The organism is Phocaeicola sartorii JCM 17136 = DSM 21941, from assembly GCF_054653615.1.
Genome location: NZ_BAAIFW010000005.1, coordinates 2,318,701 through 2,331,251, shown reverse-complemented (window position 1 = coordinate 2,331,251; position 12,551 = coordinate 2,318,701). Strand labels below are relative to the sequence as shown.

9 protein-coding genes are annotated in these 12,551 nt (G+C 42.5%); 3 read left to right on the top strand and 6 right to left on the bottom strand.

What is annotated here, in order from left to right:
- The first annotated feature begins 44 nt into the window (after nt 1-44).
- Nucleotides 45-1,733 carry a putative transporter gene (locus ACYQ0C_RS09795; RefSeq protein WP_016276605.1) on the top strand — a complete coding sequence of 563 codons (1,689 nt, stop codon included), beginning with the start codon at nt 45-47 and terminating at the stop codon, nt 1,731-1,733.
- A gap of 126 nt (nt 1,734-1,859) precedes the next feature.
- On the opposite strand, the gene metF is transcribed toward ACYQ0C_RS09795, so the two are convergent.
- The 6 genes from metF to ACYQ0C_RS09765 form a co-directional block, all read right to left on the bottom strand.
- Entirely contained in the window at nt 1,860-2,813 is a 954-nt protein-coding gene (gene metF, locus ACYQ0C_RS09790) for a methylenetetrahydrofolate reductase [NAD(P)H] (protein ID WP_016276604.1), read from the bottom strand.
- A 622-nt stretch (nt 2,814-3,435) separates the two neighbouring features.
- Entirely contained in the window at nt 3,436-5,196 is a 1,761-nt protein-coding gene (locus tag ACYQ0C_RS09785; RefSeq protein ID WP_016276603.1) for a 1-deoxy-D-xylulose-5-phosphate synthase, read from the bottom strand.
- Nucleotides 5,197-5,382: 186 nt separating this feature from the next.
- The gene (locus tag ACYQ0C_RS09780) at nt 5,383-6,270 is read right to left on the bottom strand and encodes a helix-turn-helix domain-containing protein (RefSeq protein WP_016276602.1); all 888 of its coding nucleotides are present in this window, start codon (nt 6,268-6,270) and stop codon (nt 5,383-5,385) included.
- A gap of 31 nt (nt 6,271-6,301) precedes the next feature.
- The gene (locus ACYQ0C_RS09775) at nt 6,302-7,210 is read right to left on the bottom strand and encodes a helix-turn-helix domain-containing protein (protein ID WP_016276601.1); all 909 of its coding nucleotides are present in this window, start codon (nt 7,208-7,210) and stop codon (nt 6,302-6,304) included.
- 406 nt (nt 7,211-7,616) lie between these two features.
- Entirely contained in the window at nt 7,617-8,027 is a 411-nt protein-coding gene (locus ACYQ0C_RS09770) for a hypothetical protein (protein WP_016276600.1), read from the bottom strand.
- A gap of 98 nt (nt 8,028-8,125) precedes the next feature.
- Nucleotides 8,126-9,565 carry a tagaturonate reductase gene (locus ACYQ0C_RS09765; protein WP_016276599.1) on the bottom strand — a complete coding sequence of 480 codons (1,440 nt, stop codon included), beginning with the start codon at nt 9,563-9,565 and terminating at the stop codon, nt 8,126-8,128.
- Between the two features lie 325 nt (nt 9,566-9,890).
- On the opposite strand from ACYQ0C_RS09765, the gene uxaC reads away from it, so the two are divergent.
- The gene (gene uxaC / locus ACYQ0C_RS09760; protein ID WP_005846562.1) at nt 9,891-11,297 is read left to right on the top strand and encodes a glucuronate isomerase; all 1,407 of its coding nucleotides are present in this window, start codon (nt 9,891-9,893) and stop codon (nt 11,295-11,297) included.
- Nucleotides 11,298-11,702: 405 nt separating this feature from the next.
- Entirely contained in the window at nt 11,703-12,506 is an 804-nt protein-coding gene (locus tag ACYQ0C_RS09755) for an MBL fold metallo-hydrolase (protein WP_016276598.1), read from the top strand.
- Nucleotides 12,507-12,551 lie beyond the last annotated feature (45 nt).

Genomic DNA, 12,551 nt, shown 5'->3' with positions numbered 1-12,551 from the left:
ATTATAAAATTGATACTATAAATAATTAAACTAGATAATGAATTATGGAACTTTTTAGAAATCTCTTTGAAGGGTACCCTAATTTATGGGGCGGCGGAGTAGCACATTCCGTACTTATTCTTTCACTAGTCATTGCTTTCGGCATCATGTTAGGAAAAATAAAAGTGGCAGGTATCTCATTGGGAGTAACCTGGATACTTTTTGTAGGAATTGTATTCGGTCATTTCAATCTGAACCTGGACGAACATCTGTTGCATTTCTTAAAGGAGTTCGGTCTGATATTGTTTGTCTACTCAGTCGGGCTGCAAGTCGGTCCCGGTTTCTTCTCGGCATTCAAGAAAGGAGGATTCACACTGAACCTGCTGGCCATGATGGTTGTATTTTTAGGTGTGACCGTTACCGTCATACTCCATTTCGTAACGGGCGTACCCATTACCACAATGGTAGGTATCCTTTCGGGAGCAGTGACAAATACCCCGGGACTAGGTGCCGCACAGCAGGCAAACAGTGATTTGAACGGTATAGATGCCCCCGAAATAGCATTGGGGTATGCCGTAGCCTATCCGCTGGGCGTGGTAGGATGCATTCTTTCCCTGCTGGCATTGAAATACATCCTGCGCATCAACACAAAAGCCGAAGAGGCCGATGCAGAACGGGGATTGGGACATCTGCAAGAACTGACCGTACGCCCTATCTCATTGGAAATACGCAATGAGGCCGTAGAAGGTAAAACGATAAAGGATATCAAACCATTGGTGAACCGTGATTTTGTCATTTCACGCATACGCCATTGTGACGGAGACCAGCAAACAGAATTGGTGAACTCCGATACAGTATTCCACATGCACGATGAAATTCTTGTCATTACCAATCCGATAGATGTGGAAGCCATCACGGTATTCTTTGGAAAGCAAGTGAATGTGGAATGGGATTTCCAAGACAAACAACTTATTTCCAGAAAGATTCTGATTACCAAACCAGAACTGAACGGCAAGACGTTAGCCCAACTAAAAATCCGGAATGACTTCGGAGCAAGCATTACCCGTGTAAACCGTTCGGGTGTAGATCTTGTGGCCACGCCCCACCTGCAACTACAAATGGGTGACCGGGTAAAGATTGTGGGTAGCGAACTGGCTGTAGCCCATGCCGAAAAGATTCTAGGTAATTCTATGAAACGTTTGAATCATCCCAACCTGATTCCTATTTTCTTAGGCATCGCATTAGGGTGTATTCTAGGAAGCACTCCTTTTTTATTCCCCGGTATCCCCCAACCGGTAAAACTGGGACTGGCAGGAGGTCCCCTTATTGTGTCCATCCTGATAAGCCGTTTCGGACCACATTATAAATTGATAACCTATACCACCATAAGTGCCAATTTGATGGTACGTGAAATCGGTATCTCACTTTTCCTTGCTTGCGTAGGATTAGGAGCCGGTAAAGGATTCATCGAAACAATCATTAACGAGGGCGGATATGTATGGATAGCATACGGTGCCATTATTACGCTGCTGCCTTTACTGATTGTAGGAATAATAGGACGATATGTTTATAAACTGAACTATTACACCTTGATTGGAGTATTGTCCGGAGCTACCACCAATCCACCCGCATTAGCCTACTCCAATGATTTGACCTCTTGTGACGCTCCGGCAGTAGGTTATGCCACCGTTTATCCGCTTACCATGTTTTTACGTGTGCTTACAGCACAACTATTAATATTGGCGCTTGCTTAAAGTTACCCGTCAGATATATTGCAAAATTCCAATCATATCAAGGAGTATCAGAACTCCCGGCCGGTACTATCCATAGAGGCAGTTTTTCAAAAGGCTGCCTCTATTTTATTGTCTGTTCCGATACCATCAATAAACAGCCCTCGCCACCTCTTTCACATTCTCCACCGCACCCACTGTATAAAAATGTATCCCCGGAACTCCATACTCTATCAACTCTCGGCATTGATTGACACACCACTCTATGCCTAATGCACGAGCCTCTTTATTATCCTTGCATTTCATAGCTTCCATTACCAGCTCCTGCGGTAAATCCACATTGAATGTTTTGGGAATAACGCTAAGCTGTGACAGTTTGGAAAAAGGTTTGATGCCCGGTACGATAGGAACATGAATCCCCTCTTTTCTTGCACGCTCCACGAAGTCAATGTATTTTTGGTTATCATAGAACATTTGTGTCACTACATAACTGGCTCCAGTTTCCACTTTCTTCTTCAACCAATACAAGTCCTGTTCCATATTGGGAGATTCCTCATGCTTCTCGGGATAACCAGCCACACCATAACGAAAAGGACTCAAGGGAGCTTGAATAGGCGTTCCATCAATAAACTTGCCTTCATTAAAGGCATTGATCTGCTCCTCCAACTCCAAAGCATGTGCATAGCCGTTTTCCTCGGGAACAAAAGAAGATTCATCCTTTGCCTTGTCCCCCCGGAGTACCAGCAAATTAGTAATGCCTAAAAATTGTAAATCAAGCAATATATATTCCGTATCTTCACGTGAGAAGCCACTGCACAAAATATGTGGCACAACAGTGATATCATATTTATTATGTATAGCCGCAGCCACCGCCACTGTTCCCGGACGACGCCGATAACGATTACGTTCATATAAGCCATCTCCCAGCTCACGATACACATACTCGCTACGATGAGTGGTAATATTGATATAAAGAGGATCAAATTCCCGCAATGTATCTATTGTATCATATAGCTTTTCAATTCCCGTACCCTTCAATGGTGGAAGAACCTCGAAAGAAAAGGCTGTTTTCTTTTCCTTATTTATTAACTCAGCAATACCCATCTTTTTTGACCTTTTTACTTATTAATTCCAATAACCCCTCTATCGCACAGTTACAATAGAGGATTTATCTTTATATTAACCAATTCTCAGATTTATGTCGCAACAAAGATAGGAATAGTAGATTTTACATCCAATAAAGTTTTTCAATTCGGATAATTATTCTAAATAAAGTGTATCAAAAGAATTATTATCTAAAATAATCTGTTCTAAAGTCCTATAATAGGTTATTTATTCTATCTGTCAAGTCTTTTGCCAGTTCCAATCATAGAAGCAGTTCCACCTGCATCCCCTATATGTAAATCTTCATCAAAAGCCTGAAATGCGTGAAAGTCGAAAGAATAACCGTCACGCAGGTTAATTATGGATTAAAAACTGGAAACAAGCCTCTCATCCTGCCAAAGAAAGTGCCCATTCGTCCTTAGTTGTTCCTTCCTTATATAGGATAAAAGCTTTTCACCCGGAACTACTTCCCGATTATCATCCTGTGTTTTATTCGCTTCTGGAAAAAGAATAAGTATTCCAGTTCTCATGCTTATGGTAACAAACAGTTTTAATCCGGCTTATCTATTTCACTATTACAAAAATGGCTGAAGTCGTGGACTTCAGCCATTCCGTAAAACAATTATCCCAATATACCGGCAATATCCTCCGCCATCTGCCTATCAGTCAATCGGTTGGATTTCATCAGCTCGTCCAGATTATAGCGGTCTGCAAAATCTTTACGAAGTCCGTAATTCAGCACCCGCATTTCAGAATTACCATAATAACGCGCTATCTTCTCGCCGAATCCTCCATCCAACACCCCGTCTTCCAACGTTACGACAATACGATGCCCCACTTTCAACTCTTCCAGCATCGGTTCGTCAAGCCCTGTTATGTAACGGGGATTAATCAAAGTAGCCTCAACACCCGACTCTTCCCAGAGCTTATTCTTCAAAGCCTGTCCCAAATCATAGAAAGAACCCAATGCAAGAATAGCGACAGTTTCTCCCCTGGCTGTCATTTTGTAGCGGTTTAACTCGCTATAATCCGTGTCAAACTCTTCCTTACGATGCACCACTGCCGCTCCCGGCACACGGATAGCAACGGGATATTCCGTCTGGCGGACAGCCCATTCCAACATAGCAAAATACTCTTCGGAACACGTAGGAGCCAGATAAACCATATTCGGGATGTTGCTGATAAGCGGAATATCGAAGAAGCCCAGATGAGTCACATCGTTCATTCCGGCTACTGTCCCCATAAACACAGTGATCACCGCCGGATTTCCATTGATACACAAATCCTGAGACAACTGGTCATAGCAACGCTGGATAAAAGTACTGTAAACTCCGTACACCGGACGTCCGCCACCGGCAGCAATACCCGACGCCAATGCCACGGCATGTTCCTCGGCAATACCTACATCCACAAACTGACGCCCTGCCTGTTTCCGGCGTTCAGGAGTAAAACCTATCACAGCAGGAGTACCCGAACTGATGGCAACAACCGTCTGGTCCTCTTTCATCTTCTCCAACAAAAATTTCCCAGTCAGGCTATGGTAATCCTCCATACCACTGCAATCAGCCTTCGGCTTACCCGTTTCCAGATCGAAAGGCATTTCCCAATGAAATTCCTCCCGGTCGGCTTCTGCCGGAGCGTATCCCTTTCCTTTCTGTGTATGAATATGAACCACTGTGGGACGTGATGTATCTTTCACCTTGGCAAAAGCCGCAACCAAAGACGGAATATCATTCCCCTCTCCCACATAAAGATAATCCAGCCCCAGAGAACGGAAGAAATTACAGAACGACCGTCCCTCCGTGTCGCGCAGTTCCTTCAGGTTCTGATAGAGCCCGCCGTGGTTTTCGGCAATGGACATTTCATTATCATTAACCACTATAATAAGGTTGGTTCCCATTTCTCCCGCATTACTCAGACCTTCATAAGCTTCTCCGCCGCTGAGCGATCCATCCCCTATCACGGCAATGATATTCTCGTGTCCGCCTTTCAGATCTCTGGCTTTGGCAAGACCGCAAGCCAGACTGACAGAGGTGGAAGTATGGCCGATAGTGAAAAAATCGTGCTCGCTTTCCCGGGGATTGGTGTATCCGGACACCACATCATAATCCTCCGGATTCAGGAAAGCATCCTTACGCCCGGTCAGCATCTTATGCGTATAACTTTGATGGGATACATCATATACCATCTTATCCGTCGGTGAATTGAATACATAGTGCAATGCTATTGTAACCTCCACCATTCCCAGATTAGGACCCACATGCCCTCCGTGAGCACTTAACTTGGTCAATAATGCATTGCGGACTTCACCGGCCAACTGTCTTAACTGTTCCGCAGAAAACTGTTTTATGTCTTGCGGAGAATTTACTTGTTCAATATACATCGTTCTATCTGTTTATATTATTTCATCTGTTGTCTTGCTTCATTCCGATGCGGACAAAGCCGCTTTCATTTCACAATGCAAAGATAAGCCAGGCCCCATTCATTCTTTGTAGATAAATTACAGATAGAATTACCATTTTTACAGAAGGGAACAGTATCACAAAAACATGGTACTGCAACCCGGTTATCAATTCTGCGAGAGCCGGTAATCACTGGGGGCGACACCTGTTATTTTCTTGAAAAGCATACTGAAACACTGCACATTAGGATAGCCTAACTTCCGTGCAACAGCAGCAGGCGTATGACCGTCCTGCAACAGCATGTGCCTGGCTATATCCAACCGCTTCAGTTCAAAATATTCCTCCAAAGTTTTGCCGGTTTCAAATTTCAGCAGATCATTGAAGTAAGCGACAGACAAATCAAGCTCTCCCGCCATATAGCCGGATGTGGGCAACTTGCCGCCCTGCAACCTTCCGGATGCGATATATTCCACAAACAAACGTTCCATTTTTTCCAAAAGAGCCTTGTTCTTATTCTCACGGGTAATAAACTGGCGTTCATAATACCGGGTGCAATAATCCAACAGAAGTTCTATATGCCGGGAAAGAATAATACTGCTATGAGTATCAATGGGATGATGCAACTCATCCTCTATATTCGAGAGGCAACACGTCACTTTCTCTGTCTCACGCCGTGAAAGATGCAACGCTTCTTCCTTGCGATAATGGAAAAAGGTATAATTTTTAATATGATTCTTCAGTGAGGTGCGGAACAACAGGTCAGGATGAAATGCCAAAAGATATCCTTTATCCGGCAACGTATTCTCCTTACTCATACGAAAGATCTCACCGGGAGTGAGAAACACCATGGTAGCATTGGAGTAATCATAATATTTCCGTCCGCAGCAGCAACAACCGCCCGAACAATCCTCAATCAGCAAGACAGCATAGAATTCAAATTTCACCGCATCCTCTTCCAAGGAAGGATTCTCCAGATTGATGATGCTCACCTGCGGATGCAATGTCTTGCAACCCAGACAGCGGTTACATTCATATACAGTCCTCAAGTCCAACATAGTCTCTTCCATTGCTTGTTAAAACAGGATACTATAAAAGAAGGTTTTGTGCACGATATTCATTCGGTGTACAGCCCACACGTTTCTTGAACAACCGGCAGAAATGCTGCGGATATTGAAATCCCAGTGAATAAGCTACCCTGCTGACGGTTTCTCTCCTGTCGGACATCCGTTCTTTCGCCAGTTCTATCACTTTTTCCTGAATATATTCCTGTGGAGTCTTGCCGGTTTCCTTCTTGAACATATCCCCGAAGTAGTTGGATGAAAGGCACAGTTTGTCAGCAAAGTATTTCACGGTAGGCAATCCGTCGCGCTCGGCAAGTTCGCCCTCAAAATAATCGTCAAGCAACCCTTCAAAGCGTGTCAACACATCATGGTTCGAATGACTGCGGGTGGCGAACTGACGTTCATAAAAACGCATACAGTAATTAAGAAGCAGTTCTATATAGTTTACCAGCAAGGTCTTACTGTGCTTGTCCACTCCCCGTTCCAGTTCCATACGGATAATCTTCAAGCAATCTGTCATAATATTGCGTTCATCTTCCGAAAGGTGCAGCGCCTCGCTCACTTCATACGAAAAGAAGGTATATTTCTTTATTGTTTTTCCAAGCGTGGTCCCCCGTAACAAATCCGGATGAAAAAGAATTCCAAGCACATTCAACTGCACACGGTCGGTGGTCAATGTGGTTTCCGTTGTTTGTCCCGGAGCAAAACATACCACGGTTCCTTCTTGATAATCATAACTCCGACGCCCGTATTTGATGTCACAAGCTTTCTCCAATTTCAGATAAAGTGCATAAACACCATAGTTCCAGTGCACATAGTCCATCTGCCGGGTAGCCTTGTTCAAATCAATGACGCTGACCAATGGGTTCAGCGTTTCAAGTCCGTATAGACTGTTATATTGATCCACACTGTCTAAATTTAATATCTTATCCATAGTCCTAAATTGTTTAACACCTGCTAAAATACAGCTTTTTCAGTTAGTTGAAATATTCCGGTTACAAAAATAAGAGGTTATCCGGACAGGGTTATAACCCCAATTACAGATTATTATACCTTAGTTACTGAATCTTATCCCATCACGGAAATGAAAAAACATACTACATGGGAGGCTTCCACACAGGACAAACTCTGGTGAACCTGTCCCCAAACTCTCGCATCCCTATGATTAAAGCTCTTTGAAGGCATAACTTCTATCTCCCAAGTTTGCGGAGTTAACTCCAAAGGCTATGGAGATAGAAAAGATACATTTAAAAAGGTTTAACCATAAAAACAAAAAGAATCGACCATACCTATAGGAGATACTAATGACTCCTTCAGCCTTTTTTCTTCATGCTTATCCGTCAACGAACAGATACGGAAGGATGATAGTCCAAGATAGCGTTCAGAATACCTTCCACATCCGTATCGCATTTCTTGATTTCAAAGAAGTTATGATGCATGTCCGGAGCAGAATATCGAATGACCAAGGAACTTAGATGGTGTTCTTTCGTATATTTTCTCTCAACCGATGTGATATCTTCCAACCGAAAAGTACGAGGCTTCAGCCAGCCTTGCTTTAACACAAAGGTGTCGGGGGTAATGGTATATACCCGATATGCATAACTCAAAGAAAAAGCATAATAAACACTCCACATAATTATCAGAAAGTAATTGTGGGTCTTGATTGCATAAACCGATACACAGCCAATCAGAAGAACAGCCGTAATCCATATCCATAAAGGCTGCTTAGTCCTAAATTCATATTTTTCCATCTTATTCTGTATCTGTCAGATACAAAAATAGGGAGATTCAGTTTAATAACCAAATCTCCCCCAAGGAATTTATAAACTATTTCTAACAATTAATCTGATTAGAGAATGCCCTTTACTGTTTCCAGCATACCCTTTTCTTGAATAGAGTCAAGATCAGCTTTTACTGCTGCGGTCAAGCCCGGAATATTGTTCAAGTTCTCACCCCAAATAGATTCTGCTGCCAACACGCCTTCCGCCACTTTCTGAGTACAGCCTGTAGCCCAAAGTTCTTTCAGCAGATTCATGATTTCAGGAGCATCGTTCGGAACAATCTCAGCACCGTCAGCACGAACACCACCTTTATAATAAGTAATGATAGCCGCCAATCCCAATACCAAGCCTTTAGGCAACTCACCCTTACGTTCCAGATAAACTTTCAAGCCCGGGAGATCGCGAGTTTCATATTTAGGGAATGAGTTCAACATGATAGAAGTTACCTGGTGATCAACAAACGGATTGTTGAAACGCTCCAAAACATCTTCCGCAAACTTCTTCAATTCTTCTTTCGGCAGGTTCAAGGTTTCCATCAGTTCATCGAACATCACTTTGTGAATGTACTTGCCTACCACTTCGTGCTCGCAAGCCTCGCGCACAATGTTGATTCCAGACAGATAAGCCACCGGAGACAACACAGTGTGAGGACCGTTCAGCAAAGTGACTTTTCTTTCGTGATAAGGAGCTTCAGACGGAACGAACAATACATTCAAACCGGCTTTGTCGGCAGGGAATTCCTTGGCGATCTCCTGCGGAGCTTCAATCACCCACAAATGGAAGATTTCTGCCTGTACCACCAGATTGTCATCATACTGCAATTTTTCTTTAATAGCAGCGATATCTTTGCGGGGGAATCCCGGCACAATACGGTCTACCAAAGTAGCGTAGACACCACAAGCTTCCTCAAACCATTGCTTGAAGTCTTCACCCAGGTTCCACAATTCAATATATTGATAGATGGTTTCTTTCAGTTTATGACCGTTCAGGAAAATCAATTCGCAAGGGAAAATTATCAAACCTTTGCTCTTGTCGCCATTGAACGTTTTATAACGGTGATACAGCAACTGAGTCAGTTTACCCGGATAAGATGAAGCGGGGGCATCATCCAACTTACAAGCAGGATCAAAAGCGATACCGGCCTCCGTCGTATTAGAGATAACGAAACGCATTTCCGGCTGTTCCGCCAATTTCATAAATTCATCATTCTGAGAATAAGGATTCAAGGCGCGGCTGATCACATCAATTTTTGTCAGACTGTTAACCACCTGTCCTTTATCCAAACCCTGCAAGTTTACATGATACAGACAATCTTGCCCGTTCAACATGTCAACCATACCTTTTTCAATAGGCTGAACCACTACCACACTGCTGTTGAAATCAGTTTTTTCGTTCATGTTGTAGATAATCCAATCCACAAATGCACGAAGGAAGTTACCCTCACCAAATTGAATGATTCTTTCGGGACGTTGAGTCTTTGCTGCTGTCTCCTTGTTTAATGCTTTCATATTTTTAATTATATTATGTGTTTATCCATACCTATACTTAATGAAGACGATTCAGATTTTAATGTGTACTCATGGTATTCATGCTTTCTCTTAAATGGTAATATATATTTAAGTTTTTATATATCCTCATTTATTCAAGCATTTAAAATCTTTAAATCTTCGCCGCAAAGATACAAATAATTTTGTTATTCCAAATAAAATTTCTACTTTCGTGTTCGATAACGGTTAATAAATCTAAAGAGATGCTCTTCGACATCTTTTTTAGAACACGTTTTTACTGAAAGTCAAAATAAACAACAATTATATAGATATAAAAAGACTACTTATGAAAAACTTTATGGATGAAAACTTCTTGCTTCAGACAGAAACTGCGCAGAAGTTGTATCATGAACATGCGGCTAAAATGCCTATTATCGATTACCACTGCCACCTGATTCCCCAGATGGTTGCCGATGACTATCAGTTCAAATCACTGACAGAAATCTGGTTGGGTGGAGACCACTATAAATGGCGTGCCATGCGTACTAACGGTGTGGACGAGCGTTATTGTACCGGTAAAGACACCACGGACTGGGAAAAATTCGAGAAATGGGCAGAAACAGTTCCTTATACCTTCCGCAACCCGTTGTATCACTGGACTCATTTGGAATTAAAAACCGCATTTGGAATCAATAAAGTATTGAATCCGAAAACAGCCCGTGAGATTTTTGATGAATGTAATGAAAAGCTTGCCAAACCGGAATACTCCGCACGAGGCATGATGCGTCGTTATCATGTCGAAACCGTTTGTACAACCGATGATCCGGTAGATTCATTGGAATATCACATCAAAACCCGTGAAAGCGGATTCGAAATTAAAATGCTTCCCACCTGGCGTCCGGACAAGGCAATGGCAGTAGAAGTTCCCGCTGATTTCCGTGCTTATATGGAAAAATTATCTGCTGTAAGCGGTGTCACGATCTCTTCTTTCGATGACATGGTGGCTGCTTTGCGCAAACGTCATGACTTCTTTGCTGAACAAGGTTGTAAATTATCTGACCACGGAATTGAAGAATTTTATGCCGAAGACTATACCGATGCTGAAATCAATGCTATATTTAATAAGGTATATGGTGGTACAGAACTGACCAAGGAAGAAATCCTGAAATTCAAATCAGCCATGCTGATCGTATTTGGAGAAATGGACTGGGAAAAAGGCTGGACTCAGCAGTTCCACTATGGAGCAATCCGTAACAACAACACCAAGATGTTCAAACTGCTGGGACCTGATACCGGTTTCGATTCAATCGGTGAGTTTACCACCGCCAAAGCGATGGCAAAATTCCTTGACCGCTTGAATACAGAAGGCAAACTGACCAAAACCATCCTTTATAATTTGAATCCTTGTGCCAACGAAGTTATCGCCACAATGCTGGGTAACTTCCAGGATGGTACAATTCCGGGCAAGATTCAATTCGGTTCAGGATGGTGGTTCCTCGATCAGAAAGACGGTATGGAAAAACAGATGAATGCACTGTCATTGCTGGGCTTGCTGAGCCGCTTCGTAGGTATGCTGACAGACTCTCGTTCATTCCTTTCTTATCCGCGTCACGAATACTTCCGTCGTACCTTGTGTAACTTGCTAGGCAATGATGTGGAAAACGGCGAAATCCCTGCTTGCGAGATAGAACGCGTCAATCAGATGGTGGAAGATATTTGCTATAATAATGCCAAGAAGTTCTTCCAGTTCTGACAACCGTCAGAGTGCCGGATATAAATAAATGAGGATGGAGCAAATGTGTCTGATAAACACCTTTTGTTCCATCCTCATTCCTGTTATAGCAATCCTTCTATAGTTTCCGTTATTTCCTTATCAGTCCACAGATGACAATGCCAATGAAAAAATAGACTCACACATTAAATCAATATGGAAAGTTTTAAAAGAATTCCAAGAATATAAATTAATAACAATCAAAGGAAAGGGCTATTATCTGTGTATTCCATAATCCGGATTCCAGGCATTCTTCCAGACAACATCCACTAAATCATCTTTCCGAAAAAGCCCGTTTCTATTTTATTTCCTCCTTTTTTTATGTATATTTGCGGCTCTTTTAACACAAGAGACGTGGGGATTCACTAGAATTGGGAGAGCAACAAAATGAAAATCAAATTTATAAGTCTCGCAAGCGGAAGTAGTGGCAACTGCTATTTTCTCGGAACAGACAAATATGGCATATTGGTGGATGCAGGTATTGGTATCCGTACAATAAAAAAAACATTAAAAGAATTTGGAATCGGGCTGGATATTATCCGGGCAGTATTCGTTACACACGATCATGCCGACCACATCAAAGCCGTGGGGCACTTGGGAGAAAAATTTGGAATTCCTGTTTACTCCACTCCGGAAGTACATGCAGGAATCAACAAAAGCTATTGCATGACCGAGAAATTATCGTCCTGCGTACACTACCTGCACAAAGGTGAGACGATGAAATTGGAAGATTTCGCAATCACCGCTTTCGAAGTTCCTCACGATGGAACAGACAATGTAGGTTATTGCATGAATATAGACGGCAAAATATTTTCTTTCCTTACCGACTTGGGGCATATCACTCCCACTGCCGCCGAATATATATGTAAAGCCAACTATTTGGTTCTGGAAGCGAATTACGATGAAGAGATGTTGAAAATGGGACCTTATCCCCCATATTTAAAAGAGCGCATTGCCGGCCCTAACGGTCACATGAGTAACCGCGAAACAGCCGATTTTTTGGCAGAAAACATCAATGAAGGTCTTAAATACATCTGGCTATGCCACCTTAGCAAAGACAATAACCACCCCGAACTGGCATATAAGACAGTAGAGCTCTCACTACGAAGCAAAGGAATTATCGTCGGTAAAGATGTGCAAGTCGTTGCTTTAAAGCGAAATACGCCTTCAGATGTCTATGAGTTCGAATAAATTTCGATGAAATGGTGAAAAAATGATGCAAAATGTTGGATGTTT